The following is a 26,428-nucleotide window of genomic DNA, read 5'->3' on the forward strand; positions in this document are numbered from 1 at the left end:
ACCGCGTGACCGGCTTCACACAGACTGCAACACACCAGGTGAAAATAACTTGGCAATGCCGTCTGGATTATGAGACGGCTATGACGGAATTCAACGCGATGGGGCTTGAGGGCCCCGGCGCAGCAGGAGTGACCCCGCGTGAATGATCTCAGCCAGGCTTCGGCGAACCGTGCGGTTATTCTGATCGTCGATGATGAAATCTCGAACGTCGAAATTATCTATGCGGCGCTTGGGGATGACTATGAGATCTCTTTTGCGACCTCGGGCGAAGAGGCGCTGGAGGTTGCGCGGCTGACCCAGCCTGATCTGGTGCTGCTTGATGTCGTCATGCCGGGAATGCAGGGCTTTGAGGTCTGCCAGAGGCTGAAAGAAGATCCGCTTCTGGCCGATATTCCGGTGATTTTCACCACCGGCCTGGGCAATGTCGAAGATGAGGTCCGCGGCCTTTCGCTGGGTGCGATTGACTATGTGACCAAGCCGATCCAGCCGATGATCCTGCGCAACCGTGTGCGCAACCACATTGAGCTGAAGCAGTTGCGCGACCGTCTGGCTTTGATGGCGGTCACGGATGCGCTGACCGGGCTGCACAACCGCCGCAAGCTCGACGGTTTGCTCAGCTCCGCGGTCAATACCCCGGCGGCAGAGGGCAGCTGGCTGTCGATCATCATGATCGACGTCGATTTCTTTAAGCAGTTTAACGACACCTATGGCCATGAGACCGGCGACCGCTGCCTGCATATGGTGGCCTCGGCCCTCAGCCGGGCGATGCGGCAGGCCTCGGGCTATACGGCGCGCTATGGCGGTGAAGAATTTGCCTGCGTGTTGCCGGGATCTGATCTCGAGCGTGCCATGGAGATTGCGGGCGATATCCGCCGCCATGTCGGTCAGCTGGCGATTCCGCATGAAGGCTCACAGGTGCAGCCCTATGTAACCATCAGCATGGGGGTGGCCGCTGCCCTCATCCGGGCGGGGATGCAGCCGGGGCTGTGGATCCGCGCCGCCGATCAGCAGCTCTACCTCGCCAAAGCCGCCGGGCGCGACCAGATCAAGGGTGAGGTCTTCACGAGCGATTCGGCGTTCTGAACAGAAAGGGGCCCCGACCGCCGGGACCCCGACCGATTCTTTTAAAATTGACCTTTTAAGCCTGAAAAAGTTTCAAATATTCGGTTGAAACGGACAGTTTCCGCCGATCCGGGCGGATTTGGCGGCTTGAGGTCAAGATTTCGCCCAGATTAACCGTAATTCTGCAGCGGTCCGGGGCAAGACCTCCGGGTCGCAGGTCATCACCTGGAGATTTGATGGCCGGTGTGTAGGGGGCCGACGCATCGAGGGAGCCGCAGGTGCGGTCGGTGATACGGGGCCTTGGGGAAAGTGACCGCCTCTGCGGGGGCTCGATGAGCGGTTGTTGCAAATGGACCAGGATGAGCTGTTTCTTCTGATGGTTCCGGCATGTCTGCTGGTGCTTGCACTGCTTCTGATGGCCTGCCGTCTGCTGTTGAACCGCCACGGGCTGTGTCATCTGCCGGGGGGGCAGGAGTATCTTCCGCTGACGGCCATGAGCTTTTTATGTGTCTCGGTCGCCCTGACGCTGCAGACCCTTTTGTCGAATGCGGGCCTTGCCGATCGGGTGGTGTTGCTCGCTCTTTTGCATGTCATCGGCGCTCTGGCGCTGCATCAGGCAATCTGCCTGCGCTTTGACCTTGAGCCAAGACACCGCCTGGCCGTGGGGATCGCGGTTCTGACGGTCACGGGCAGCTATTATTTCGGTGAGATGCGGGGCGATCTTCTCAGCCGCCTGACGGTGGTCAGCGCAGGGGTTGCAGCGATCCTGTGCCTCAGCGTCCCGGATCTGCTGCGTCAGCGCGATGGGATCGGGCTCTGTGACCGGCTCCTGGCGACGTCTTATGTTTTCGGGGCCGGGTTTGCCGTGCTGCGGAGCTGCTGGACGATCGTCATCGCCCCCGGCGCGGATCTGGAGGATCTACCCGGCTCAGGGCCCTGGAAGCTCTATCTGGCGCTGATGCTGTTTTTCAAACTCTGGCTGACGGTGGTGGTCGTGCTGGTGGCCATCGGCGATCTTCTGGCAAGTCTGCGGCGTCAGCGCGACACCGATCCGCTGAGCGGCCTTTTGAACCGCCGGGGCTTCCAGGAACAGGCAGAGCTGCGGCTTCGGCAGCATCCGGGCGCAAACTGGCATCTGATTGCGGTGGACCTTGATCACTTCAAGCGGATCAACGACTGCCATGGCCATCACACCGGAGATCTGGTGATCCGTCAGCTCAGTGATCTCTTTGCACGCCATCTGCGCCCCGGTCAGATTGCCGGGCGCATGGGCGGCGAGGAATTCATGCTGATGATCGACGCCGCCACGCTTGCGCAGGCCGTTTCTCTGGCCGAGATCCTGCGCCGCGCAGTTGAAGGCGCAACCTGGCCCGATCAGGCGCGGGTGACCGCGAGTTTCGGGGTGGAGCAGGTCGCCGATGCGGCAGATTTTCACGTCGCGCTGCGCCGGGTGGACACGCTTCTTTATGAGGCGAAAAACCAGGGCCGCAATCGGGTCAGCGCCGCCGCCGCAGCCGCAGCCCTGGCCGCCGTGGCCCGTGCCAAGCCCTGCACCAGGCCGGAGGCCCCGCGTGCGCTGCCTGTGGCAGAGGCGGCTCTCGCCTCTGCCCGCTGAGCGCGGAGTGGGGTGGTGGTGGCGGCTTACTCCCCCGGGGCCTCCAGGCCCCGCGCCGTCTCTGTGCTGGCGAGTTCATTGTGCATGCGAAGAAATTCAGCCCGCGCCCGCGCCCTCTGGCCTGAGTTCAGATAGGACCAGGCGCGCAGCATCCCGAGGTTGCGGCTGATCCCGCCGGAGATCTGCTCAAGCGCATCGAAATAACGGATCGCCTGGACGTAGTTGCGCGCCTTATAGGCCGCGACCCCGCGCTGATCGAGGATCTGACGCTCGACATCCACGCGCTGGCTGCGGGTCAGATCCACCTTTGCGGCGATCTGCGCCGCCGGTTCCGTCATCCCCATCTTCAGATAGGCGAGGGCGATGCCATATTGAGCATCCCGCCGCTCGGTCGCCGTCATGCGGCCCTGCAGGGCGCGGCGGAAGCTGTCAACCGCCTCCAGCGGGCGGTCGAGGTTATAGGCGCACCATGCGCGGTTATATTGCGCGGCCGTAGTCGCGCTGCCCTCTGAGGCGGCAAGACAACCGGCCCAGTCGCCGCGATCCTTTGCGGCCTGCACATTGCGCGCGCCGCCGCCCGTGTTGCTGCCGGCCGCGGCCGGAGCCCGGGCAGGGGCGGCGGGGCGTGCTCCGGCAGCGGCCGGTCCGGGGCCTGCGGCATGGGCAGGGGCAGGGGGGGGCTTTCGCGGGGGGGCAGCTTTGCCGCGACCTGCGAGCAGGCGGGTTTGCAGAGCCTGAAAGCGCGGCGCTTCGGCCGGAAAGCGGCGAAATGCGATGTCAAAAAACCCGCTCATCTGCGCCTCATCGGCGATCTGGTCGGCTTTTTCCAGCGTGGCGCTCAGATCATTGCTGTTGGTGCAGGTCTCGAGGATGGACTGATAAAGGCCAAGGGCCTGGGTTTTCCGGCCTGTCGCAGTCTGCGCTTCTGCCAGCCGCCAGGCGTTGTTGATCCGCTCGCAGCGCAGCAGATCCGGTATGCGGCCTGCCAGATCGGCGGCCTGGCGCGGATCACCGGCGCTCAGCGCCTCATCAAAGCGCTTTTGCCCCTCTGAGACGGCCAGCAGCGTGGTCATTTCAGCCGGGGGCTGCCAGTCCGGAAAGGCAGCCTTTGCCTGCGCCAGGGTGGAGCGGGCGCCCTCATAGTCTCCGGCAGCGATCTGGCGGTAATAGAGGTCGATTTCCTGCGAGGGGGCCGTCACGCTGAGTTTCGACAGATCCGCCGGCGGCATCCACTGCGGATATTTCAGACGCAGCCGCCGGATCTCGGCCTCGGTGGCCGCGCGGTCGCCCTGCTGGTGGTAATAGCTCAGCGTCTGCAGTTCACTGCGCGGCGGCTCCTGGGCGTTCAGCATCTGCGCACCTGCGCTCAACAGCAGCGCCAGCAGCGGAAGACGAAGGGAAGAGATCATATCGGCACACACCTCGGGTAGGTTGTCGCCTGAGCAACAAGAGCCATCAGATGCAAAGTGGCGGGGTAATAGGGCTGCGCCTCTGTAAAGGCCGGGATCTGCGCGCCAAAGCCCTCTGAGGCTGCGCAGCGCGCGAGGGCTGCGACAGCGGCATAGCCTTCGTGGCGGCTGCGCTCAAGGACCGCGCCCCCGGGCAGGGACCAGACGGTCACGGCACCGCCTTCAGGTCCGGCCGCTTCCGCTGCCGCCGCCCAGGCGCGAGCCGCAGGCCCCCCGGCAGGCCTGACCAGATCTGGAAAAGCGCCACCCGCACCGCCTCATAGCCCGCGTTTTGCGAGAATTGCGCAGGCGGCGCTGTGATGCCCGCCGCGCTGATCTGCACCCAATCCGGCACCGGACCGCGCGAAGCCAGCGCCGAAATCAGCGCCTGACCATCGGCTGCAAGGCTTTCCAGCGCGCTTTGCCCGGTGGCGCGGGCCAGATCGGTCATGGCACGCGGCATGTAATAAGACGGGTTGATTACAACCGTTCCCGCATCCCGAAAGCCCGCCGCCCCCGGCAGTAGAAGACGGCGCGCGGAGCCGTCGGGATGGGGCGCCGTGCAGCGACGGATCAGATCTGCCGCGATCCGGCCCGCGCCGTCCAGAAGATCGGGCCGGTTGTCGCGCATGCCACAGAGCACCATGCCCCAGGCGTAGAAGAGATCGCCGTCCGAGGCATTGTTGCGATCGCTGACCCGGGGGTCAGAGGCCGGGTTCCAGCGCCAGGCGAGCAGGCTGTCGGGGCGCACCGCCAGGTTCTCAGCGGTCCAGGACATGATCAGATCCGCTGCCGCCCGATCGCCAAAGACGGCTGCCAGAACAAGGCCATAGCCCTGTCCTTCCGAATGGCTGACATTGTCCTGAAAGCCATCAACAACCCGGCCCTCTTCGGTCAGGCAAAGCGCCTTCCAGCGGCTCCATGCCTCCTGAAGGGGGTGATCGGTGGCGAGGAAAAGGCTGCTCATCGGCAGATCTCCTGCGGCCTGCGCCATGGCCGGGCGCAGAGCGCCGAGGCCCAGGCCTGCGGCAGCTGCCAGGGCGGCGGTGGTGGTGCTCAGAAAGCGGCGGCGCTTCACAGGCGGCCTCCTCGTCTGGTGCGGGTAATCAGCAGAAAGCAGAGGACCGGCAGGATCGACAGCAGCGCCAGTCCCAGTGTGACCGCCGTATAAAGCAGCGGCGACCAGGAGGCGAAATTCCCCAGAGCCGTGCGCCATTGCCCGGCGGCAGGCAGCGCCAGCAGATGCGGCGGGGTGATCGGGGACCAGACGGCCCAGGTGCCATCGGCGTCAAGAAGGGCCGCCTCTCCGCTGGCCAGACGGCTGCGCCGCAGGTCTGAGAGGCTTTGGGCGATCATATCCACCGGGGCGCGCGGCCCCAGCACCAGCCAGAGCGCATCGGGCAGGGCCGGGTCGGGTCGCAGCAGCAAAGCCACGCCGCGCCGGCCCTCAAGCCATTCATCAAGACTTTGCTCTGAGCCGATATAGGCGCTTTGGCGGATCTCATCGCGCAGGCGCGACAGCACCCCTTCGGGCCCGGTCACCCGATCCCTGAGCGCAGCGAGAGAGGCGGTGAAGCCGTCGCTTTTCGGCTCGGGTTCAGACCCGATCTCTGCGGGGCCCTCAGGGCGGGAGACCGGCGGGCTTTGCGGGCTGACCTCTGCCGTGGCGGGCATCAGAGGAAAAAGCGCCTCCTGAAGGCGGCTCAGGCGCAGCTGATGCGGCCCGGTGGGCAGCGCCTGGGGCGTGCTGAGGTCTGTCACATGCAAAGTGATTGCCGGATTGGGGCGCGAGGGCCGCGCCAGGCCGGCTGCGATCTGCGCGGCGGTCAGCGGCATTGTGGCCGCGTCGCTGCCTGCGGCGGGCAGCACGCCGCTGCTGCTCAGCCCGCTCAGGGGGCGGATCAGGCCCGCCAGTTCCATCGGTGGCGAGGGCGGCACATTGAGCGTGCTCGAGGCGCGGATGACCAGCATATCGCCCTGGCGCGGCGGGCAGACCGCATCCGCAGGCGCGCCGGGAACCATCATCTCAAAGCTCAGGACATTGACGCCGCCGTGCAGGAAGCGGGCCTGAAAATCGATATCCAGCGGCTCTCTCATCCCGCCGCCTGAGACATCAAGCGGCAGCAGGCGCACGGTCTGATCGTTGACCTTGACGAGCAGGATCGACCCCGGGGCAAGATCGGCAGCATAGCCGTAGTGGAGTTGCAGGCGCGCGCGCTGATTGGCCAGCAAAAGCTAGGCATCGGGCAGACGGAAGGGCAGGGCCGCGCGGAAATAATGCGTATTCCCGATGATATCGCCCTGGCCAAGCGCCTCAAAGGTCATCGGATCGCCGGGGCGCAGAAGCTGCAGCCCCGCATGAGGCGGCGGTGGCGGCGGCAGATGGGGAGCGAGATCGGGAAGCTCTCCGGGGCGGTGCTCGATCTGCATCACCAGCGCCCCGCTTGCGCCGGGGCGGAAGCTGACCTGATTGCGCTCTGAAGGGATCAGCGCGACGGAGGCAAAGGATTTCGGCCCGGGCGTATAGAAAGAGCGCAGGGTGATCTGGCCATTGCCGCCCATGGCTTCCGAGACCCGATCGGTGACCTGGCGCAGCAGCGCCGGATCTGCGGCGGTATCGCTCAGGACCGGAAGCGGGCGGCCGGTCCCGGTCTGCGCGCGCAGCGCCAGGGCAAAACCACCCGGATCGGGCGTGACGGAAGAGGCGGGCACCGATGCACCCGAGCGGCTGAGGTCGATCTCTGTCCAGACCCCGAAAGTCGCCTCCGGGCCGCACCAGATGCGGTGCGGCTGGTGAATGGTCAGCACGACCCGGTTTTCGCCCTGGCGCAGCCCCTCTGCCGGCAGGGCGAGAGTTCCGAAAGCGCCGATCTGATCGAGCGGGAGGTTTTGCGGTGCGGCCTCGTTGATCGTCACCTCAAGCCGGGCTGCATCGGGCAGCACGTTGATCGAAGATTGCAGCGTCAGGAGCAGCTGTTCCGGCACCGGGGCGCTTTCGGGCAGATAGATGCTCATCTGCTGCACCAGCCGCTCGCCGGTCAGCCGCAGAATTCCCGGCTGCGGCAGGCTGGCCCCGGCCACCGGAGAAACCGGCAGGCGGTTGACGGGCAACAGCGGCATCAGACCTTCGGTGTTCAGCGGCGCGGCAGTCCCGCGCTCTGCGCGGTCGCGCAAAGGGGCAGCGGGTGCGACAAGACCGGTCGCATCTGCAGGCTCCGCCTCTCCGGGGGTGATGGGAAGATCCGCGGCCTCTTCCCTGCCACTCTCCGGATCGGGCGGCAGGCGGATCAGGCCGGGGACCGGCTCCTGTGCGGGGGCGGAGAGGACGACCGGCCCCCCGCCATCGCGGGGCTGCGCGCCCGCGCCTTCGCTGCGGTCCAGCGCCCAGACCGGCAGGGCTGTCAGAAGCGCAGCAAGGGCTGAGGTAACCAGCGGCAGGACAGGGCTCATGCGCGGTCCTCCGTAGCGATGAAATCCTCAAGGCCGGAGCGGCGCGCCCCCTGGCGGAATTCTTCGGTGTCGAAATCCGCACCGAAGGCCACGAGGTGAGCCGGCTTTGGCTTGTGGCGGGCCGTCAGCTCAGACTTTGCCCGCCGGCCGGGCTCACGCAGGAAGTCCCAGAGGGTGCGGGGCAGCGAGGTGAGGGTCAGGCGCAGCACGTAAAACAGGCCTGCGATCAGCCCCTTACGGCTGCGGCTGCGCATCCGTTCCGCCAGCCAGTTTTCCGATGAGCCAAAGACCAGCTGAGCCACGGCCTCGCGCACATCCATCGGCTGGTCAGACAGAAACTGCAGCCCGATGACATGGCCTTCGCCGGGGGTATTGATCACGGCGCGCACAACGGCGCGGACATCGCGTTCCAGATGTGGCGCTTCTTCGAAAAGCGGGCGCAGCACCAGACGGTCGCCCTTTTGCGGCAGCGCCAGGCTCTCTCCTTTCGGCATTGCGCCCAGACGGATGCGCGCGCCGGAGGTTGAGGCATCCAGCACCTCGGCGGGCACAGCCACTTCGCGGGTGGGCGCAAGGGAGAGACGCACCTGGGCGGGGGCCTGCATGGCGACCCTGGGAGAGGCGCGGCGCTGCTGCTTTTCCGACACCGCCCTGAGCGAGAGCGAGACCAGAAGGAAGTTCACCACCGCCCAGGTCCCGACCACTGCCAGCACGCTGCGGTCGCCCGGGAAGGCGATCCAGCGAAAAATCAATGCGGCCACTCCGGCCGCCGTCAGCCCGAAAAGGAGCAGAAGCGGGCCATAGATCGGCGAGATATAATCCTCCACCAGGGTTTCATCCTTGGCGGTCACGTTGAACTTTGCCCCCCTGGGGCGAACCACCGTGCGCAGGATGGCGGTGGCGAGATAGGGGGCCTGGGCGATCTCATAAATCTCGGAGATCAAAGGCCATCGGAACCGGGCAAATGTGGCGTTCTGCACCAGAAGCACGATGGCCATATAGCTGAGCGTATAGGCCATGGCCTCGGTCCAGGAGGTCACAAAAATCTCAACGCTGAAAAAGAGATAGGTCAGCGGTGCCAGCAGTTAGACCAGCCGGATCAGCGGGAAGAACCAAAACGACATCGAGTTGATATAGCAAAGCCGCTGCAAGGGCGTCAGCCCGCGCCGGAAGAGCGGGTTTTTCAGCATCAGCATCTGGATCATGCCCGAAGCCCAGCGGCCGCGCTGCTGAATGAAGGAGGCGAAGGTTTCGGGCTGCAGCCCCGCGATCATGGCGCGGTCGAGATAAAGGCTTCGCCAGCCTTTGGAGTGGATTTCCAGCGCGGTCTCGGCATCCTCGGTGATGGTCTCACCGGCAAAGCCGCCCACGGAATCGAGAGCCTTGCGGCGCAGCACAGCCGCCGATCCGCAGAAAAATGCCCCGCCCCAGCGGTCAAGCCCGCGGTGGATCATGCCGTAGAACATCTCATTCTCGGGCGGGCATTTCAGGCCAAGGTTCCGCTCTATCGGGTCTTTGTTGATGAAAAAATGCGGCGTCTGGACCAGAAAGAGTTTCGGATCTTCCACGAAATAGCCGACCGTGCGGGTCAGAAAATCGCGGCTCGGAACGTGGTCGGCGTCAAAAACCACCACCAGGTCGCCGTCAAGCTTTGCAAGAGCGGCGGACATATTGCCGGCCTTGGCGTGTTCGTTCTTCGCGCGGGTGGAATAGACAACCCCGAGATCGCGGCAGAGCGCCTGCAGTTCAGCCCGCCGCGCCCGTGCCTTCGCGGCAAGCTCAGGATCAGGGGAGTTGCAGCGCTGATCGGTGCCGCCGTCATCGCAAAGCACAACCGTCCGGAGCCTTGCGGGATAGACCATATTCTTCGCCGCCGAGAGCGTGATGGAGAGCATCTCGACCGGCTTGTTGTAAGACGGCACCAGAATATCCACCGTCGGCATCTGATCGAGTTCAAGCTTCGGCGGCAGGCCGCGATCCACCGGATCGGCCGTAATGAAGGCGTTGAGGAAGAAGACGAGGATCGAATAGGTCTCAACCAGCAAAAGCAGCAGGGCCAGAATGAAACTGGCCGTCAGCCCCGGATCGGGCAGGGTTGAGGTCAGGCGCCAGGACTAGTAGCGCAGCACCACCACGCTTGCTGTTCCCATCAGCGCCAGACGCGCCGCCATGTGAGAGACAAAAGGTTTCAGCGCCACAACCAGCAGCACGGCTGAGGCCCCCAGCATGGCCTGGGCCGCGTTGGAGACCGGCAGGATGCAGAGCAGCACCACCGGGACAAGCAGACAGATCCAGACGGGGATCGCCAGGGATCCGATCACTCTGCGGGCTGTCACATTGCGTTCCTTCGTATCCGGGACCTGCGGCTTTGCGGGCAGGGAAGTGATCGGTGAGTTTACAGGCCGGGGCCGGCGAGCGGCGACAGCAGGCGGCTGGTGCCATCGGGCTGCGCTGCCCCGGGCGCGCTGCGAAGGCTGGCGGCCAGCAGGGGGGCCAGGGCCTCCTCCGGGCTGCCGCGCAGGCAGTTGCGCAGCTGCACATCCATCACATCTCCCCGGGCGGGAATTTCGCGGTGGCTGCCGTTCAGCCGACGCAGACCAAAGATGCAGACCGTATCGGGCCCGCTGCGGTGCTCAGCGTAAAAATAGGGGCCCATCTCATCTTCGCCGCGCATCAGCTCGCCCGCCGTCAGCCCCTCAAAGGGCGCGGGCAATCCACCGGTCCAGCGGGTGAATTCTTCAAAGACAAGACGGGCTTCGGGAACGATATTGTCGCGCACCCTGAGCACCATCAGGTTGTCGCCGGGCAGCACCGTCGGGTTTGCAAGGCTCAGTCGCTGCTCATAGCCCTCAAAAACCGGACGCTGGTAAAGGGCGCGCAGTCCCGGCGCGGTGACCCAGGCTCTTTCCACCGGCATCGGCACAAAGGCGGTCCGGGCATCATATTGCGAGGGGCGCAAAAACAGCTCATCGCGGTCGAAGACGCCGCAGCCGGACAAAAGAAGCAGGGCAGATGCCAGAAGGCTGTGGAGTGAAGCTTTCAGCGGCAGAACCGGCATTATCGAAACAATCCCCTTCGCACAGGTCACACACCACCCTGCTCAGGCAGAAATGCCGGAGGTTAATCAGGTATTAACCTAATATCAGAAGGATAGCAGCGTTGAGGAGAGGAAATTCAACTTGAGCATGAGAAAGTTTCCCACTGCTCGCGGTTCTCAAAGACAGATTGCAGCGGCCCGGGGCGGCCGAGCTGAAATCCCTGCACCTTATCGATGCCAAAACCCACTAAAGCCTGCAGAATCTCGGGAGAGCTGACATGCTCTGCCACCACTTCGACGCCGAGGTCATGCGCCAGGTTGATAATCGAGGGCACGATTCGCGCATCGGGATGCGACTCATCTGCCACATTCGCAATAAGTGAGCCGTCGATTTTCAGGCAATCCGGGTCAAAGGCCTTGAGATATCCATAGCCCGACATCCCGGCACCAAAGTCGTCGAGCGCAATGCGGCAACCCATGGCGCGGGCGGCACGGATATTGCTCTGGGCCTGTTGCAGATCGCGGATCTGCGCGGTCTCGGTGATCTCAAGCTGCACCCGCCGCGGATCCACCCCCCCGGTTCTCAGCATGGCTTCAAGCCCGCCCGCAAAGCCCGGGCCTGAGAGAGTGCGCGCCGCCACATTAAGCGAGACCTTCACCTCAGGGGCGGCCCGCAGTCTGGCAGCATTGTCGAGCAGAACGCTGCGCAGCACCCAGTTGTCGACGATCTCGATCAGACGGCTCTGCTCGGCGGCCTGCAAAAAGAAGCCAGGCGCAAAGGCCTGACCGTTTCTTCCGTGCATCTGCAGCAGCACTTCATATTCCCGGCCCCGGAGCGCGCCGGGGACGCAGCTGACGATCTCCTGGGCGAGAAGGATCATCCGGCCCTCTTCAACCGCCGCCGGAAGATCACAGATCAGATGCGCGGTGCGCTGCAGATCCGCGATGGCTTCGCTGTCAGTGCCGTCGAAGATCAGGCGGCTGCGCTGCGCGATCCGGGCGGCAGAAACGGCAGTGACGGCGGCGCGGTGCAGGTCCTCTGCCTCGCAGCCCTGCATATCCGCGATCCAGACCACCCCGGCCCTGCCGGTGACCGAGGTGCCGCGGCCTGGCTGATCGAGCCCGCAGAAGGGCAGCCGTTGCAGCATCTGGTCGAGATTGCGCAGCAAAAGCGCCTTATCCGCCGCAGGCAGGGCAAGCAGAAAGCCGTCTTCACGGGCGTCGCATAAAACGGACCCCGCACCCAGGGCGTCTTCCAGTTCCGCTTTTATGCGGCTGCGCAGCACCTGCGTCGCGCCCGGATCTCCGGCGACTTCGACCAGGTCCATGTTTTCAAGGACAAAAAGACAAAAACCGCCCGGCTCCGGCTTCTGCCCGAGCCTGTTCCGAATCGCTTCAATGGCGAAGGGCGCGGTTGAGGGGCCGGCTGTTTCGCGCAGGACGCTTTGCATCGTTTGGTCCAGTCTCCCTGTCCGATACCGGAAGCAGGCCGATGCACGCTCACGCGTGCATAAGACTCCATCCCCGCCGAAAGCTTCGGCCAAATTTTCATATAGCACAATGGATAACTTCGCCTGCCGCTGCGTTCACCCGTTCTGTGGAGGGCACATCCTTTGCAGCCGGTCTTTTCACCCGCTTCGCGACGCGCTAGGGTTCGCAGCGTGACGGGCAGGGCCGACCTATGGCTCAGGGACGGCGCAGGGGATTTCGGGCCGGCCGCCTTAAACTTTGCGTTCACAGTGGCAGGACAGAGCGGGACATGAGATCCCGGGACGTGCGGGGAGCGCACGCGTAACGAGAAGGCTGAGGTATGCAGATCAGGAAGTTCAAAGCAGATGACGAGCAGGGTCGCCTCGCCGCCGTACAGCGCTTTGAGGTGCTCGACACCGATCCTGAGAAAGAATTCCAGGATATCGTCAGCCTGGTGAAATCGATCTTCAATGTCCCGCGTGCGGCGATCAATATTCTCGACAGCGAGCGGCAGTGGACCAAAGCCGGTGCCGGCGATGGCCCGAATATCGCCGTGCGGACGGATACCTTCTGCCATTACACCATCATGTCGGATGCGCCTCTGGTGGTAACGGACGCCAGTATCGACAATCGTTTTGCGCAAAACCCCTATGTCCTCGGGGCTCCGGAACTGCGCGCCTATCTGGGCGTGCCGCTGACCAGCGAGGACGGCTATAACATCGGAAGCCTGTGCATCTACGACACCTGCCGCCGCGACTTTTCGGATACCGAAGTTGATGTGCTGAGCAACTTTGCCCGTGTCGTTATGTCGCAGCTGGAACTGCGGCTGACCTCGCGGATGGATCCGCTGACGGGGCTGCTGACCTGGCGGGCCTTCAGCGATCTGCTTGAGCGTCATCGCAGCCTGTGCAATCCGGCGGCGGCGACGCTGATTCTGCTCGATATCGACCACTTCAAATCCGTGAATGACCGTTATGGCCATCTCGCGGGGAATGAGGTGCTGAAAACGGTGACCGCCAAAATGTCGACGCTGATCCGCAAAAGTGACGCTTTCGGGCGGCTGGGCGGCGAGGAGTTCGGCGTGCTGATGCATGGCGCGACCCCGGAGGGGGCGTTCCATCTGACGCGCCGTATCCAGGAAGCCCTGGCCGATCTGGCACTGCCTGCGATCGGCGGCGCGAAAATCACCGTCAGCATGGGGCTTGCAGGCTTTACCCCCGGCGAGAGCCGTGAGGACTGGCTGGAGCGGGCGGACCGCGCGCTCTACCAGGCCAAGGCCGAGGGGCGAAATCGCGCAGTGCTGGCGCAGCTTACGCTCTGAGCGGGCTCAGGCGCTGATAAAGTTTCGCACAAACTCATTGGCCGGGCGGGCGCGGATATCGCCTGGCCGACCGACCTGCTCAATCCGGCCCATCGACATAACGACGACAAGATCAGCAAGCTCCATGGCTTCCTCCTGGTCGTGGGTCACGAAGACCGTTGTCAGCCCCGTTTCATCGTGAATATCGCGCAGCCCCTGGCGCAGTTCTTTGCGGACCTGGGCGTCAAGCGCACCGAAAGGCTCATCGAGAAGCAGCATCCGCGGCTCAATCGCCAGGGCGCGGGCCAGGGCCACGCGCTGACGCTGCCCGCCTGAGAGCTGGCTGGGGTAGCGCCCGCCGATATCGGGCAGGCGGATCAGCTCCAGCAGGCGCCGCACGCGGCGGTCGATCTCTTCCTTCGGGGGGCGCAGGCGACGGGGGCGGGCCTTCAGCCCATAGGCAATGTTTTCCGCGACCGTCATATGCCGGAAAAGCGCATAGCTTTGAAACACAAAGCCCGCGCGCCGCTCCTGGACGGTCACACCGGTGGCGTCCTGCCCGTTTAAGAGGATGCGCCCCGAGGTGGGAAAGTCGAGCCCCGCAAGGATCCGCAGCAGCGTGGTTTTCCCCGAACCAGAGGGCCCCAGCAAAGCCACCAGCGCCCCGGAGGGGATGGAGAGACGGATCGGGGTGAGCGCCGTGGTCTGTCCGAAGCTTCGGGCGATTTCGTCGATTTCAATCTGCATCAGACCCTCCTATCCATGTCCGCGCGCGGACAACTCCCCTGCATGACGCCGCTCCAGCAGGTTTTTGACGGCCAGCGTGACCAGCGCCAGCAAAGCCAGAAGCCCCGCCATGGCGAAGGCAGCAACCGATTGATATTCATTGTAAAGCATCTCAATGCCGATCGGCATCGTGGTGGTTTGCCCGCGGATTTTGCCTGAAACCACTGCTACCGCACCAAATTCTCCCATGGCGCGGGCATTGCACAAAAGCACCCCGTAAAGCAGTGCCCAGCGGATCTTCGGCAGCGTGACGGTGAAAAACATCCGCCATGGCCCGGCCCCAAGGGTCAGCGCGGCCTCTTCTTCCGTGGCGCCCTGCTCGATCATCACCGGGATCAGCTCGCGTGCCACGAAAGGGAAGGTGACAAAGATCGTCGCCAGAACGATCCCCGGCAGCGCGAAAATGACCGGCAGCTCATGGGCCACCAGCCAGGCACCAAGGCTGGTATTGGCACCGAAAATCAGCACAAGGCAAAGCCCCGCCACCACCGGAGAGACCGAGAAGGGCAGATCGATCAGCGTGATCAGCACGGCTTTGCCGCGGAACTGATAGCGCGTGATGAACCAGGCCGCCGCAATGCCGAAGGCGGCATTGACGGGCACAGAGATCGCCGCGACCAGCAGCGTCAGCCGGATGGCCGCCCGGGCATCGCGCCCGCCCAGGGCGTCAAGCGCGGCGCTCAAGCCTTTGGACAGCGCCTCAGTGAAAACAACGACCAGCGGCGCAAAGACCAGGATCCCAAGTCCCGCAAAAGCCAGAAGGATCAATGCGCATTTCCACCCCCGGCTCTCATCCACCGGGTTTGCAAACCGCAGGGCGTGGCTTTGCTCAGACATCCCCGATCCTCCTGCGGCTCCGGATCTGGAGCAGATTGATCACCAAGAGCATCCCGAATGAGATTGCCAGCATGGCAAGGCCGATGGCGGCGGCGCCGTCGTAGTTGAATTCCTCCAGTTGGATCACGATCAGCAAAGGTGCGATTTCGGTGCGCAGCGGGATATTCGCCGCGATGAAAATGACCGAGCCATACTCCCCCACCGCCCGCGCCAGCGCGAGGGCAAAGCCCGTCAGCGCGGCAGGTATCAGCGCGGGCAGAACAACGCGGCGCAGGGTGTGAAGGCGCCCCGCGCCGAGCGTGGCCGAGACTTCTTCTTCCTCACGGGGGATTTCGGCGATGACGGGCTGCACGGTACGGGGGACGAAGGGCAGGCCCACAAAGATCAGCGCCAGAAGGATGCCCCATTGGGTGTAAGCGATCTTCACGCCAAAGGCCGCCGCTATGCTGCCAAAGGCCCCGTTCGGTGCATAAAGGGCGGTCAGCGCGATCCCCGCCACGGCAGTGGGCAGCGCGAAGGGCAGATCCACCGCAGCATCGAGGATTTTCCGGCCGGGAAACTGATAGCGCACCAGAACCCACGCCAGCAGCGTGCCAAAGATCAGGTTGAAAAGCGCCGCCAGCAGCGACAGCCGGAACGAAAGCCAGAGCGCCGCCTGCACCCGCTCGCGGCTGATCATCTGCCAGATGGCTTCGGGGCCGGCGCTGATCCCCCGGGCGAGCAGCGCCCCGATCGGGATCAGCACCACAACCCCCAGCATGGCAAAGGTGATCGCCGCGCTCAGTTTCAGGCCGGGCAGCGCAGAGGGCTGGATGAAGGGGCGGGCCATGGCGCGCCCCTATCTGCCGTAGATCTGATCGAAGGTGCCGCCATCGCCGAAATGCTCGGGCTGCGCTTTGGCCCAGCCGCCGAAGTGGCTGATGTCAATCAGCTCCAGATCGGGAAAGCGCGCCACATCTTCGGGATCTGCAGCGGATTTATCCCAGGCGCGATAGAAGTTTTTGAACGCAATGGCCTGACCCTCAGGTGAATAGAGGTAGTTCAGATAATCCGTGGCCAGTTCGCGCTCTTCTTCGGATCGGATATTGCCCTCGACCAGCGCCACCGGCGGCTCGGCAAGGATCGAGAGAGAGGGCACAACGATATCAAAGGCATCGGGGCCAAGTTCCGCGAGCGCCAGATAGGCTTCATTCTCCCAGGCCAGCAGTGCATCGCCCACGCCGCGCTGCACGAAGGTATTGGTGGCGCCGCGCGCCCCGGTATCGAGCACCGGCACATGGCGGAAAAGCTCGGCCACAAACTCTTTCGGGTCCCGACCGTTCTTTTCAGCCCAGCCCCAGGCGGCAAGGTAATTCCACCGCGCCCCGCCCGAGGTTTTCGGGTTCGGGGTGATGACCTCAACTCCGTCTTTGATGAGGTCCCCCCAGTCTTTCAGACCCTTGGGGTTTCCCTTGCGGGTCAGAAAAACGATGGTTGAAGTATAGGGAGAGGCGTTATGCGGCAGCTTCGTCTGCCAGTCTGCGGGCAGCTTTCCGGCCTCGGCAATGCGGTCGATGTCTGAGGCAAGCGCCAGGGTCACGACCTGGGCTGCCAGCCCGTCCACCACGGCCCTGGCCTGCGCGCCTGAGCCGCCGTGGCTGGTCTCAATCTCCGGCACGGGTTTCCCGGCGGCCTCGCGGTGTTTTGCAAAGGCGGCGTTGAATTCACGGTAAAGCTCGCGTGTCGGATCATAGCTGACGTTGAGCAGTTTTTGCGCATGGGCCACTCCGGCGGGCAGCAGCAGCACGGTGGCGGCAAGCGCAAGGGAGAGGCGGCGAAGGGTCAGGGCAGATCTGGCCATGGGAGTCCTTTCTTCGGGGTCGGGGCGGGCTGAGGATCAGCCCGCGGTCCTGGGAAGAGTTCAGTCAGGCGCAGTCGAAGTCCGGCAGCCCGAATGGGCGGCACGTGGGTTAAATCTCGACCCCATCACTCGTTTTTAGCAAGAGAAAAAACACGTCAGATTTGGTCGTCTTTTGGGGAGGATTCTCTCCCTGCGTGGAATGATCCTGCTGAAGTTGCAGCTCCAGCGGGGCGAAAAGGTAAAATTTGACCGAATCGGCCGGTTTTCGCCGTCAGCTGCCGCGACGCAGCAGTGGGCGCAACTCCAGCGCCAGGGCGCGCAGGCGCGGCAGGAATTCATCGCAAAGCGCATCGGCACTGGCCCGGGAAACGGAGACCCCGGTGTTCAGCGCAGCCACCACCCGGCCATAGCTGTCCTGCAAAGGCACCGCGACCGAGCGCAGCCCCATCTCAATCTCCTGGTCAATCAGCGCAAAGCCCTGAAGACGCACGCGGGCCAGTTCAGCCTCAATCTCGGCCAGACCGGTCAGCGTCTTTTCCGTCAGCGGCAGCCGGGGCTGGCTTTCCAGAAGGGCGCGGGCCTCATCCGGGGGCAGGGCCGCCAGCAGCACCCGACCAAGCGAGGAACAGAAGGCTGGCAGCCGAGAGCCGGGCATCAGGCCGACGGACATGATTTTCGTCTGCGCGGCCCGGGCAATATAGACAATCTCGGGCCCGTCCAGGATGGCGACTGAACTGCTTTCGCCGATGCCCTCTGACAGACGGTCCAGCATGGGCTGCACGATCTGCGGCAATGGCATGGCGGCCAGAGCCCCGGTGCCAAGGCGCAGAACCCTGGGCGTCAGGGTGAAGAATTTGCCGTCCCAGGTCGCATAGCCCTGATGCGCCAGTGTCAGAAGGCAGCGCCGCGCTGTGGCGCGGTCCAGACCTGCCCCTTCGGCCACTTCGGCAATCGTCTGGCGCGGGCGCGCGGCGCTGAAGGTCTCAATAACGCGCAGCCCCTTGCTCAGGCCCCCCATCATGTCCCTGTCAGCGATCTTCATATCTGCACCTCGGAATTTGTGCGCATAGCGAACAAATCTCCCCTAAAGCAAGCCAGCCATTTACGCCAGAGCCCTTCGGGCCTAACCCCTGACTGTCCGGGGCAGGGCTCAGGGCAACGATTGAGATCTGAGTGGAGGCGATCCATGACCGAAGTTTTCATCTGTGATTATATCCGGACCCCGATCGGGCGTTTCGGGGGCTCGCTCTCCTCGGTGCGTGCCGATGATCTGGGCGCGGTACCGCTGAAAGCGCTGATGGCGCGCAACGCCAATGTGGACTGGGAAGCCGTTGATGACGTGATCTTCGGCTGCGCCAACCAGGCGGGCGAAGACAACCGCAACGTGGCGCGCATGTCCTCGCTGCTGGCAGGCCTGCCGATCGGTGTGACCGGCACCACCGTGAACCGTCTGTGCGGCTCGGGGATGGATGCGGTGATCATGGCCGCCCGTGCGATCCGCTCGGGTGAAGCAGAGCTGATGATCGCAGGCGGCGTCGAATCGATGAGCCGTGCGCCTTTCGTCATGCCCAAGGCTGAGACCGCCTTCTCGCGTCATGCGGAAATCCACGACACCACCATCGGCTGGCGTTTCGTGAACCCGCTGATGAAAGCGCAATATGGCGTCGATGCCATGCCGCTGACCGGCCAGAACGTGGCGGATGACTACAACATCTCGCGCGAGGCGCAGGATCTGATGGCGCTGTCTTCGCAAAACAAAGCGGCAGCGGCCCAGGCCAATGGCCGTCTGGCGAAAGAGATCACTTCGGTCACCATCCCGCAGCGCAAAGGCGATGCGATCGTGGTCGACAAGGATGAGCATCCGCGCGCAACCACCATCGAGACGCTGGCAAAGCTGAAGCCGCTCTTTGCAAACGGCTCGGTGACCGCCGGTAACGCCTCGGGCGTGAACGATGGTGCGGCCGCGCTGATCCTGGCTTCGGCAGAGGCTGCGAAGAAATACGGCCTGACCCCGATCGCCCGCGTTCTGGGTGGCGCGACCGCGGGTGTTCCGCCGCGCATCATGGGCATCGGCCCGGCTCCGGCTTCGGCGAAGCTCATGGCGCGTCTGGGTCTGACGGAAAAAGACTTCGACGTGATCGAGCTGAACGAAGCCTTCGCCGCTCAGGGCGTGGCCACGCTGCGCGAACTGGGCATTGCCGATGATGATGCCCGTGTGAACCCGAACGGCGGCGCGATCGCTCTCGGTCACCCGCTCGGCATGTCGGGCGCGCGTATCACCGGCACTGCGGCTCTGGAGCTGCAACTTAATGGTGGCAGGCGTTCGCTCTCGACCATGTGCATCGGCGTGGGTCAGGGCATCGCCGTCGCGCTTGAACGCGTCTGATCGCGACCGCCTGAAAATAACAACGGGCAGCCAATGGCTGCCCGTTTTTTCATCTGATGAAGAATTTCTGAAGCTTCGGGGGCGCATCCGCTGTCCGCGTGAGCGAAGGGGTGTTACCCGCAGAGTATTGCCCCCGAAGCTGTGCCGCGCCTGCCTCCCCGCAGTTGCAGCGTCAAAACTGACTACAGTCACCAAAGCCCCGGCTGTCAAAGGGGAATTATAACAATTTGTTAAAGCTCCGGAGATTCCGGCTCCGGGCCTGCGACATGTTGTCCTAACGTCACAGTTATATTTCGCACTGCGGAAAATGCGCGAACTGAGGCCGCCGTCGATTCTGGCCCCCCGCGCCCCTGCGTCAGTCTTGCACCATCGGCCGGGTGCCCCTTAGCCTTCTGCATCAGCCATCGTCGGGAGAGAGCGGATGAGCGCAGAGGGTCTGTTTTCGCTGAAGGGCCGGGTGGCGCTGGTCACCGGGGGCACGCGGGGCATCGGGCGGATGATCGCAGAGGGCCTCGCCGCCCAGGGGGCGCGGGTCTATATCGCCTCGCGCAAAGCGGATGAAACAGCATCTGACCCGAAGGGCCTGATCGCTTTGCAGGCCGATGTCAGCAGTCACGCCGGGATCGCCGGTCTGGCGGAACGCTTTGCGCAGCGCGAGCCGCATCTGGATATTCTGGTCAATAACGCGGGCGTGGCCTGGGGCGCGCCTCTGGCCGAGGTGGATGAGCGCAGCTGGGACCGGGTTATGGCGGTGAACCTTAAAGCGCCCTTCTTCATGACCCAGGCCTTTCTTCCGGCGCTGCGCAGGGCTTCGGCGCGGGGGGGAAAGGCCAAGGTCATCAATATCGGCTCGATCGACGGGATTTGGGTAAACCCCTGGGATACCTATGCCTATCAGGCGTCCAAGGCCGGGCTGCAGCATCTGACCCGCCGTCTTGCGGCCGAACTGATCCGCCAAGGGATCGTGGTCAATGCCATCGCCCCGGGGGCCTTTCCAAGCGACATGAACCGCGCCGCCCGCGACCGCGAAGACGCGATTGCCGCCTCGATCCCCGCCGGGCGTGTGGGGCAGGCACAGGACATCGCGGCGGCGGCGATTTATCTGGCGTCTGCGGGGGGCGATTACGTTGTGGGCTCGGTCATTGCGGTGGACGGGGGCCTTGTTTTTGCCAACCCCGGCGCGATGCCTGAGGCCTGATCCAGTCCTTGCCCGCTTTTGGCGCTGTCCGCTTTCCCTTTGTCAGGCCATAAGGCGTCAAAAGACCGGAGGGGTATCATGGCAGAGATCAGGCGGGTGGCGGTGGTAACCGGGGGCCTCAGCGGCATTGGCCGCGCGATTGCGGAACGGCTGGACCGGGCTGGCTTTCGCGTCATCACCGGCTCGCGCCGGGGCGGGGCTTTATCCGCCACCATCACAGGCGGCAGGCTGGATGTGACTGCACCTGACAGCGTGGCCGCTTTCACAGATGCGGTCCTCGCGGAGCATGGCCGGATCGATGTCTTGGTCAATGCCGCCGGGATCTACGAAGAAGCCGCGCTGATCGGGCACAGCGAGGCGATGTGGTCGCGCACCCTTGAGGTCAATCTCAGCGGCAGCTTTCGCATGATCCGCGCGGTTTTCCCGGTGATGCAGGCCCAGGGCTATGGGCGGATCATCAATATCGCCTCTGTGGCCGCGCATCAGGGCATGGCCGGGAATGCCGCCTATTGTGCCTCCAAGGCGGGACTTCTGGGCCTTGGGCGCTGCACGGCGCTTGAGGGGGCGGCGCATGGCATCACCTGCAACAGCATCAGCCCGACGTGGGTAGAAACTGAGATGCTGCAGGGCTTTATGGCCGCTGATGTCGCGCGCAGCGGGCGCAGCGCAGCAGAGGTTCGGGCCGATTATGCGGCGACCAACCCCCAGGGCGCTCTGGTGCAGCCAGGCGAGGTGGCCGCGCTCGCCGCCTTCCTTGCCTCCGAAGAGGCGCGCGCGATCACCATGGCGGATTATCAGATCAACGCAGGCGCGCTCTGGTAAGCGCGTGCCCCGGCCTCAGCGGGCCGGGGCACCGGCGCCCTCAGGCGAAGGCTGCGAGCGCCTCGCGGATCGAGCGCTGGCGGGCCGCGTCATACATCTCGAAGGGATCAAGCGGCTCGGCACCGAGCGCGGCAATGAACTCGCGCTCAGCAGCATTTTCGTCGCCGTAATCGCGCTCGCCGCCTTCGCCGAGGTTTGACTGGAAAATCCCCGCAGCCGAAACCGGCAGGAAATCTTCATAGACAATCGGCTCCAGCGTCACGAGACCTGCCTCGAGCAGAGCCGCGAGGTCCATGCCACGTCCTGCGGCGCGGTCTGCGCCGGGCGTGACGACATAGCGGAAATAGGCGAGGTCTTCGGTAAAAAGCGTCGCCTCATCATCGGGGAAGGCCGCGAAAACTTCATTCAGCACGCGGTTATATTCGGCTGCCGAGACCTTGCGGGTGCGCGACATCACTTCGCTGAGCAGGCGGTCGTAAAGCGCACGCCCCTTCGGGGTCAGCGCCACACCGCGCTGTTCAATCTCGCCAAAGCGGGCGGTATGGGTGCCGGCTGCTTCCGCGCCCTCTCCGGCGGCAAAGCGGATCTTTTCTTCGAGGGCCTTGAAGCTGGTCTGACGCAGAAGGATCATCACCCGACGGTTCGGCGGCCCTTCGATGGTGTCTTTGGGCGCGATGCCATGGGCAGGCATCAGGTCCTGCGTGCGGTCGATATCCAACGTGCGCGGGGTGAGGTGGTTGATATGCGGACCGCGGAAGCAGACCACATCGGCGATCAGACGATGGGCGTCATGCATGCGCTGATAGGTCTGAAGCGAGACCGGGGCCGCCTCATGCCAGCGGAAGGTCTCAAGCGCTTCGGCCACAAATTCATCTGCCTGTGCGCTGTCAAAACCGCCCGAGGTTTCATAAAGATCCAGCAGTTCCCGCAGACGCGGCGTAAAAATGTCACGCGCTGCCAGGATCGCGCGGGCCTCTTCGCGCAGATCTTCGTCTTTGATCAGCTCCAGACGCAGCAGCGAGGTGAAGACCCGAAAGGGGTTTGCAGCCAGCGCCGCATCATCGACCGGGCGAAAGGCCGTGGAATGGACCGGGATGCCCGCAACGGACAGGTCATAATAGCCGACCGGCTGCATACCCATCACGCCAAAAACCCGCGCCATGGTGGCAAGCTCCTGCGCGGTGCCAAGCCGGATCGCGCCGTGACGCTCAAGGTTGAGCCGTTCGATCTCTCCGGCCCCCTCGAGTCGCGCCTTCAGCAGCGGATCAGCGGCCATGGCGTCCGCATTGGTCTGCGCCACGATCTCAAGCAGGGTGCCATATTGCGGCACTTCGGTTTGATACATATCCGACATGGCGCGGGAAAAACGCGTGCGGATGTCGTCGGTCGTCACGAAAGAGAGGGGCATTTCGATTCCTGGGTCTCAAGTCCGGCATGCAGAGTGATCCTTTGGATAAGTAAAGGCAAATTCCGATTGCAACTGTGGTTATGAGCCAGGCGCATCGCCTTCCGCGCCGGGTGATACGCTTTTTATGCGCAGCGGCCGGGTGAGGCTGATATAGAGGGGCTGCGGTGCTTCGGCCGCTGAGAGACTGCCTGTGATGAGCGAGCCACCCCGCACTCCGCCGCCTTTGCGTTTTGCCTGGTTTTGCCTTGGCTGTCTGATGCTTGCGCTCGGGGTCATTGGCGCGGTGCTGCCGGTGATGCCGACCACGGTCTTTCTGATCCTTGCGGCCTGGTTCTTCGGCCGCTCTTCCCCCCGGCTTGAGGCCTGGCTTTTGAACCACCCGACCCTCGGCCCGCCGCTTCGCGCCTGGCGGCAGCGGGGTGCGGTGCCGCGCAGAGCCAAAATTGCCGCGCTGCTCGGCATGACGATCGGCTATGCGGGATTTCTGATCGCGCTGCGCCCCGCTTTGGGGACGGCGTTTCTGGTAGCCCTGCCCGTGGTGCTTTCAGCGCTTTATATTCTGACGCGGCCGGAGTGAGTCCGGCACCCTATGCTGCTGTCTGATCCTGCAGCAACGCTGTGTCCTGCCGGGGCAGGTCAGCCTTTCCATGCAAATCCATGGCACCTCCCGCCTTTTTTCGGCCCGCACACAGCATTTTGTGAAAGTGACGGTACGTTCATGTTTGAGATTTTACTTTGAACAAAGGCCGCCTGTGATAATCATCACCCGTTGCCCAAGAGGAGGGCGAAACCGCCCGCAGGCCCCCGGCCTGTGGTGCGGGAGTGAGGAGACGACCCTGCGATCGGGCGCTTTGTCCGGTCCAGGCTGACAGACTTTAGACTTGAGACGACCATCCCGGGCCTGACGGTTTCGGGAGCGATAATCTGTACCCTGATCCAGGCCGCAGAGCCGGAGGGGGAATGTTTGAAGACCTCGGGAGGGAATTCGATCCATGCGTCATTTTCTGATTTCGACCACCGCACTTCTGGCTCTGTCCGGTGCTGCCTTCGCTGAGGCCAGCAATGGCAGCGTGAAGATCGGCATCCTGAACGACCAGTCGGGCGTTTATGCGGACTTCGGCGGCAAATTCTCTTATGAAGCCGCCCGTATGGCAGCCGAAGATTTCGGTGGCAAAGTGCTGGGCGTGCCGGTGGAAGTGGTCACCGCTGACCACCAGAACAAAGCCGATATTGCCTCGTCCATCGCGCGCAAATGGTATGACACCGAGGGCGTCGATGCGATCATGGAGCTGACCTCTTCCTCGGTTGGTCTGGCGGTCCAGGCGCTCTCGAAAGAGGCCAAAAAGATCACCATCAACACCGGGGCCGCCACCACCGAGCTGACCGGCGCACAGTGCTCGCCCTATGGCTTCCACTGGGCCTATGATACCCATGCGCTGGCGACCGGTGTGGGTGGCGCGCTTGTGCAGGAAGGCGGCGACAGCTGGTATTTCCTGACCGCCGATTACGCCTTCGGCTATTCGCTGGAAGAGCAGACCAGCAAATTCGTCAATGAAAACGGCGGTAAGGTGCTGGGCTCCGTGCGTCACCCGCTGGCGACCACGGATTACTCCTCCTTCCTGCTTCAGGCTCAGGCCTCGGGTGCGAAGGTCGTCGGCATGGCGAACGCCGGTATGGACACGCAAAACGCCATCAAACAGGCGGCTGAATTCGGCATCACCGCGGCCGGCCAGAAGATCGCAGCGCTTCTCTTCACCTTGGCTGAGGTTAATGGCATCGGGCTGGAAGCGGCGCAGGGTCTGAACCTGGTGGAAAGCTTCTACTGGAACCGTGACGACGAAAGCCGTGAGTTCGGCAAGCGCTTCTTTGAGCGCACCGGCGCCATGCCGAATATGATCCACGCCGGAACTTATTCGGCCGTGCTCTCCTATCTGAAAGCGATTGAAGCCGCAGGCACCGATGAGACCGAGGCCGTGGCGAAGAAACTGCATGAGCTGCCGGTCAGCGATGTCTTTGCCCGCAACGGCAAAGTGCTGCCCAACGGGCGCATGATCACCGATGTCTATCTGATGGAAGTGAAAAAGCCCGGTGAGAGCGACACGCCCTGGGATTACTATACCGTCAAAGCCACCATCCCCGGCGAGACGGCCTTCCTGAGCATGGAAGCTTCGGGCTGCACGCCCGCCAACTGAGCGAAAATCCGAAGATCCGGAGAGGCCGCTTCTGCCGGCCTCTCCCACTGGTCCGGCGCAGGCGGGACCCAATGAGAAACTTCAGGGACGGGGACTGAAATGACATACGCCACCCCCCAGGCTGACGGGACGCGCGTGGTGCTTTCCGCGCGGGGACTGGGCAAAGATTTCGCAGGCTTCACGGCGGTGAATAATGTGAATATCGATCTGCATCATGCGCAGATCCATGCTCTGATCGGACCGAACGGCGCTGGAAAAACGACCGTTTTCAATCTTTTAACGAAATTTTTGCAACCGACACGCGGTGAGATCACGCTGCTGGGGCAGGATATCACCAATATGAAGCCCGACCGCGTCGCCCGTATGGGCATGGTGCGATCGTTTCAGATTTCCGCCGTTTTTCCGCATCTGACGGTGCTGGAAAACCTGCGCGTCGCGCTGCAGCGGCCCAACGGGCTGGCCACGCAGTTCTGGAAGTCACTTTCCTCGCTGCAGACGCTGGACCCGCGCGCGGATGAGCTGATTGCCGAACTGGGCCTCTCGCCCTGGCGCGACCGGCGGGCGGCGGATCTCTCCTATGGCCGCAAGCGGGTGCTTGAGATTGCGACCACCCTCGCGCTCGACCCGAAAGTGCTGCTTCTGGATGAGCCGATGGCGGGCATGGGGCGTGAAGATGTGGCCATGGTGGCCGACATCATCCGCAATGTCGCCAAAACCCGCGCGGTGCTGATGGTCGAGCATAACCTCAGCGTCGTGGCCGATATCTGCCACCACGTCACCGTGCTTCAGCGCGGCGAAATCATCGCCGAGGGCGATTACGCAACCGTTTCACAGGATGCCCGCGTGCGCACCGCTTATATGGGGGTCGAAGCATGAGCAAACCCCTGCTGGAATTGAAAAACGTCGAAGCCTGGTATGGCGAAAGCCATGTGCTGCATGGCGTCAATATGCATGTCTCCGAAGGCGAGATGATCTGTATTCTCGGGCGCAACGGGATGGGAAAAACCACCACCCTGCGCACCATCATGGGCAATCTGCGCAAACGCACCGGTGAGATCACCTTTGCAGGCCATGATCTGATGACCACGCCGCTGCACCGCGTGGCCCATACCGGGCTTGGCTTCGTGCCCGAAGAGCGCGGGATTTTCGCCACCCTCTCAGTCGAGGAAAACCTGATGCTGCCGCCGGTGGTGGCCGAAGGCGGCATGCCCCTGCGCGAGATCTATGATCTTTTCCCCAACCTCGAAGAGCGCCGCAATTCCCCGGGCACCAAACTCTCTGGCGGGGAGCAGCAGATGCTGGCCATGGCGCGCATCCTGCGCACCGGGGCGCGCTGCATTCTGCTGGATGAGCCGACCGAGGGGCTGGCCCCGGTGATCATCCAGCGCATCGGCGAAGTGCTGGTCGCGCTGAAAAAACGCGGCATGACCGTGGTGCTGGTTGAGCAGAACTTCCGCTTTGCCGCCCAGGTGGCGGACCGCTTCTATCTGATGGATCACGGGCAGATGACCGCTGAATTCCCCGTCAGTGAACTGGCAGCTCAGATGGGCATGCTGAACCGCGAGCTGGGGGTCTGA

The 26,428-nt window shown here is 63.7% G+C and carries 23 protein-coding genes and 1 pseudogene; 10 read left to right on the top strand and 14 right to left on the bottom strand.

Going from position 1 to position 26,428, the window contains the following annotated elements:
* Positions 1-138: 138 nt before the first annotated feature.
* Both EP867_RS15020 and EP867_RS15025 read left to right on the top strand, forming a co-directional pair.
* A complete protein-coding gene (locus EP867_RS15020; protein ID WP_128490301.1) occupies positions 139-1,083 on the top strand; it encodes a diguanylate cyclase in 945 nt (314 codons plus the stop codon).
* A 328-nt stretch (positions 1,084-1,411) separates the two neighbouring features.
* The gene (locus tag EP867_RS15025) at positions 1,412-2,677 is read left to right on the top strand and encodes a GGDEF domain-containing protein (RefSeq protein ID WP_241656930.1); all 1,266 of its coding nucleotides are present in this window, start codon (positions 1,412-1,414) and stop codon (positions 2,675-2,677) included.
* A 26-nt stretch (positions 2,678-2,703) separates the two neighbouring features.
* On the opposite strand, the gene EP867_RS15030 is transcribed toward EP867_RS15025, so the two are convergent.
* The 8 genes and pseudogenes from EP867_RS15030 to EP867_RS15065 all read right to left on the bottom strand — a co-directional run bounded on the left by EP867_RS15030 (position 2,704) and on the right by EP867_RS15065 (position 12,063).
* Positions 2,704-4,086: a tetratricopeptide repeat protein gene (locus EP867_RS15030; RefSeq protein ID WP_128490303.1), complete on the bottom strand. Its 1,383-nt coding sequence runs from the start codon at positions 4,084-4,086 to the stop codon at positions 2,704-2,706.
* Positions 4,083-4,298, bottom strand: coding sequence for a hypothetical protein (locus tag EP867_RS15035; protein WP_128490304.1), 216 nt, complete (start codon positions 4,296-4,298; stop codon positions 4,083-4,085). The genes EP867_RS15030 and EP867_RS15035 overlap by 4 nt, the downstream gene beginning before the upstream one ends.
* Complete coding sequence (locus EP867_RS15040) at positions 4,295-5,203, bottom strand: glycosyl hydrolase family 8 (protein WP_164888893.1); 909 nt, start codon at positions 5,201-5,203, stop codon at positions 4,295-4,297. The genes EP867_RS15035 and EP867_RS15040 overlap by 4 nt, the downstream gene beginning before the upstream one ends.
* On the bottom strand, positions 5,200-6,357 hold the full coding sequence (locus tag EP867_RS15045; RefSeq protein ID WP_128490306.1) for a cellulose biosynthesis cyclic di-GMP-binding regulatory protein BcsB: 1,158 nt from the start codon (positions 6,355-6,357) through the stop codon (positions 5,200-5,202). The genes EP867_RS15040 and EP867_RS15045 overlap by 4 nt, the downstream gene beginning before the upstream one ends.
* Positions 6,358-6,360: 3 nt before the next feature.
* A complete protein-coding gene (locus EP867_RS15050) occupies positions 6,361-7,575 on the bottom strand; it encodes a cellulose biosynthesis cyclic di-GMP-binding regulatory protein BcsB (RefSeq protein ID WP_128490307.1) in 1,215 nt (404 codons plus the stop codon).
* Positions 7,572-9,803, bottom strand: a pseudogene (bcsA, locus tag EP867_RS20620) (UDP-forming cellulose synthase catalytic subunit). The gene EP867_RS15050 and the pseudogene bcsA overlap by 4 nt, the downstream one beginning before the upstream one ends.
* Before the next feature lie 167 nt (positions 9,804-9,970).
* Positions 9,971-10,633: a hypothetical protein gene (locus EP867_RS15060; protein WP_128490308.1), complete on the bottom strand. Its 663-nt coding sequence runs from the start codon at positions 10,631-10,633 to the stop codon at positions 9,971-9,973.
* A 116-nt stretch (positions 10,634-10,749) separates the two neighbouring features.
* On the bottom strand, positions 10,750-12,063 hold the full coding sequence (locus EP867_RS15065; protein WP_128490309.1) for an EAL domain-containing protein: 1,314 nt from the start codon (positions 12,061-12,063) through the stop codon (positions 10,750-10,752).
* Between the two features lie 359 nt (positions 12,064-12,422).
* Between EP867_RS15065 and EP867_RS15070 the strand changes: the two genes are divergently transcribed.
* Positions 12,423-13,403, top strand: a complete 981-nt coding sequence (locus EP867_RS15070) for a sensor domain-containing diguanylate cyclase (protein WP_128490310.1) — start codon at positions 12,423-12,425, stop codon at positions 13,401-13,403.
* A 6-nt stretch (positions 13,404-13,409) separates the two neighbouring features.
* Here the strand turns inward: EP867_RS15070 and EP867_RS15075 are convergent, their stop codons facing one another.
* From EP867_RS15075 to EP867_RS15095, 5 genes are all read right to left on the bottom strand, one after another.
* Positions 13,410-14,129 (bottom strand): sulfate/molybdate ABC transporter ATP-binding protein, encoded by a 720-nt coding sequence (locus EP867_RS15075; protein WP_128490311.1) that lies wholly within the window; start codon positions 14,127-14,129, stop codon positions 13,410-13,412.
* Between the two features lie 9 nt (positions 14,130-14,138).
* Entirely contained in the window at positions 14,139-15,005 is an 867-nt protein-coding gene (gene cysW / locus EP867_RS15080; protein ID WP_128490312.1) for a sulfate ABC transporter permease subunit CysW, read from the bottom strand.
* A complete protein-coding gene (gene cysT / locus EP867_RS15085) occupies positions 14,998-15,834 on the bottom strand; it encodes a sulfate ABC transporter permease subunit CysT (RefSeq protein ID WP_128490313.1) in 837 nt (278 codons plus the stop codon). The genes cysW and cysT overlap by 8 nt, the downstream gene beginning before the upstream one ends.
* 9 nt (positions 15,835-15,843) lie before the next feature.
* On the bottom strand, positions 15,844-16,845 hold the full coding sequence (locus EP867_RS15090) for a sulfate ABC transporter substrate-binding protein (RefSeq protein WP_128490314.1): 1,002 nt from the start codon (positions 16,843-16,845) through the stop codon (positions 15,844-15,846).
* Positions 16,846-17,116: 271 nt separating this feature from the next.
* Complete coding sequence (locus EP867_RS15095) at positions 17,117-17,887, bottom strand: IclR family transcriptional regulator domain-containing protein (protein WP_128490315.1); 771 nt, start codon at positions 17,885-17,887, stop codon at positions 17,117-17,119.
* A 144-nt stretch (positions 17,888-18,031) separates the two neighbouring features.
* On the opposite strand from EP867_RS15095, the gene pcaF reads away from it, so the two are divergent.
* From pcaF to EP867_RS15110, 3 genes are all read left to right on the top strand, one after another.
* Positions 18,032-19,231: a 3-oxoadipyl-CoA thiolase gene (pcaF, locus tag EP867_RS15100; protein WP_128490316.1), complete on the top strand. Its 1,200-nt coding sequence runs from the start codon at positions 18,032-18,034 to the stop codon at positions 19,229-19,231.
* Positions 19,232-19,652: 421 nt separating this feature from the next.
* Positions 19,653-20,429, top strand: a complete 777-nt coding sequence (locus EP867_RS15105) for an SDR family oxidoreductase (protein ID WP_128490317.1) — start codon at positions 19,653-19,655, stop codon at positions 20,427-20,429.
* A gap of 78 nt (positions 20,430-20,507) precedes the next feature.
* Positions 20,508-21,251: an SDR family NAD(P)-dependent oxidoreductase gene (locus EP867_RS15110; protein WP_128490318.1), complete on the top strand. Its 744-nt coding sequence runs from the start codon at positions 20,508-20,510 to the stop codon at positions 21,249-21,251.
* A 40-nt stretch (positions 21,252-21,291) separates the two neighbouring features.
* Here EP867_RS15110 and hglS read toward each other — a convergent pair whose 3' ends face one another.
* Positions 21,292-22,659 carry a 2-oxoadipate dioxygenase/decarboxylase HglS gene (hglS, locus tag EP867_RS15115; protein ID WP_128490319.1) on the bottom strand — a complete coding sequence of 456 codons (1,368 nt, stop codon included), beginning with the start codon at positions 22,657-22,659 and terminating at the stop codon, positions 21,292-21,294.
* A gap of 193 nt (positions 22,660-22,852) precedes the next feature.
* On the opposite strand from hglS, the gene EP867_RS15120 reads away from it, so the two are divergent.
* The 4 genes from EP867_RS15120 to EP867_RS15135 all read left to right on the top strand — a co-directional run bounded on the left by EP867_RS15120 (position 22,853) and on the right by EP867_RS15135 (position 26,428).
* On the top strand, positions 22,853-23,236 hold the full coding sequence (locus tag EP867_RS15120; protein ID WP_128490320.1) for a YbaN family protein: 384 nt from the start codon (positions 22,853-22,855) through the stop codon (positions 23,234-23,236).
* A 415-nt stretch (positions 23,237-23,651) separates the two neighbouring features.
* A complete protein-coding gene (locus EP867_RS15125; protein WP_128490321.1) occupies positions 23,652-24,851 on the top strand; it encodes an ABC transporter substrate-binding protein in 1,200 nt (399 codons plus the stop codon).
* 99 nt (positions 24,852-24,950) lie between these two features.
* A complete protein-coding gene (locus EP867_RS15130; RefSeq protein ID WP_128490322.1) occupies positions 24,951-25,727 on the top strand; it encodes an ABC transporter ATP-binding protein in 777 nt (258 codons plus the stop codon).
* Positions 25,724-26,428, top strand: a complete 705-nt coding sequence (locus EP867_RS15135) for an ABC transporter ATP-binding protein (RefSeq protein WP_128490323.1) — start codon at positions 25,724-25,726, stop codon at positions 26,426-26,428. The genes EP867_RS15130 and EP867_RS15135 overlap by 4 nt, the downstream gene beginning before the upstream one ends.

The sequence above is a fragment of the Falsigemmobacter intermedius genome, from assembly GCF_004054105.1.
In the GTDB taxonomy this organism is placed as follows: Bacteria; Pseudomonadota; Alphaproteobacteria; order Rhodobacterales; family Rhodobacteraceae; genus Wagnerdoeblera; species Wagnerdoeblera intermedia.

Coding starts and splice junctions, on each gene's coding strand:
- EP867_RS15025 (WP_241656930.1), top strand. CDS start 1,412: ATGGACCAGGATGAGCTGTTTCTTCTGATGGTTCCGGCATGTCTGCTG.
- cysW (WP_128490312.1), bottom strand. CDS start 15,005: ATGTCTGAGCAAAGCCACGCCCTGCGGTTTGCAAACCCGGTGGATGAG.
- hglS (WP_128490319.1), bottom strand. CDS start 22,659: ATGCCCCTCTCTTTCGTGACGACCGACGACATCCGCACGCGTTTTTCC.
- cysT (WP_128490313.1), bottom strand. CDS start 15,834: ATGGCCCGCCCCTTCATCCAGCCCTCTGCGCTGCCCGGCCTGAAACTG.
- EP867_RS15105 (WP_128490317.1), top strand. CDS start 19,653: ATGAGCGCAGAGGGTCTGTTTTCGCTGAAGGGCCGGGTGGCGCTGGTC.
- EP867_RS15050 (WP_128490307.1), bottom strand. CDS start 7,575: ATGAGCCCTGTCCTGCCGCTGGTTACCTCAGCCCTTGCTGCGCTTCTG.
- EP867_RS15130 (WP_128490322.1), top strand. CDS start 24,951: ATGACATACGCCACCCCCCAGGCTGACGGGACGCGCGTGGTGCTTTCC.
- EP867_RS15120 (WP_128490320.1), top strand. CDS start 22,853: ATGAGCGAGCCACCCCGCACTCCGCCGCCTTTGCGTTTTGCCTGGTTT.
- pcaF (WP_128490316.1), top strand. CDS start 18,032: ATGACCGAAGTTTTCATCTGTGATTATATCCGGACCCCGATCGGGCGT.
- EP867_RS15125 (WP_128490321.1), top strand. CDS start 23,652: ATGCGTCATTTTCTGATTTCGACCACCGCACTTCTGGCTCTGTCCGGT.
- EP867_RS15095 (WP_128490315.1), bottom strand. CDS start 17,887: ATGAAGATCGCTGACAGGGACATGATGGGGGGCCTGAGCAAGGGGCTG.
- EP867_RS15090 (WP_128490314.1), bottom strand. CDS start 16,845: ATGGCCAGATCTGCCCTGACCCTTCGCCGCCTCTCCCTTGCGCTTGCC.
- EP867_RS15075 (WP_128490311.1), bottom strand. CDS start 14,129: ATGCAGATTGAAATCGACGAAATCGCCCGAAGCTTCGGACAGACCACG.
- EP867_RS15065 (WP_128490309.1), bottom strand. CDS start 12,063: ATGCAAAGCGTCCTGCGCGAAACAGCCGGCCCCTCAACCGCGCCCTTC.
- EP867_RS15070 (WP_128490310.1), top strand. CDS start 12,423: ATGCAGATCAGGAAGTTCAAAGCAGATGACGAGCAGGGTCGCCTCGCC.
- EP867_RS15135 (WP_128490323.1), top strand. CDS start 25,724: ATGAGCAAACCCCTGCTGGAATTGAAAAACGTCGAAGCCTGGTATGGC.
- EP867_RS15110 (WP_128490318.1), top strand. CDS start 20,508: ATGGCAGAGATCAGGCGGGTGGCGGTGGTAACCGGGGGCCTCAGCGGC.
- EP867_RS15060 (WP_128490308.1), bottom strand. CDS start 10,633: ATGCCGGTTCTGCCGCTGAAAGCTTCACTCCACAGCCTTCTGGCATCT.
- EP867_RS15030 (WP_128490303.1), bottom strand. CDS start 4,086: ATGATCTCTTCCCTTCGTCTTCCGCTGCTGGCGCTGCTGTTGAGCGCA.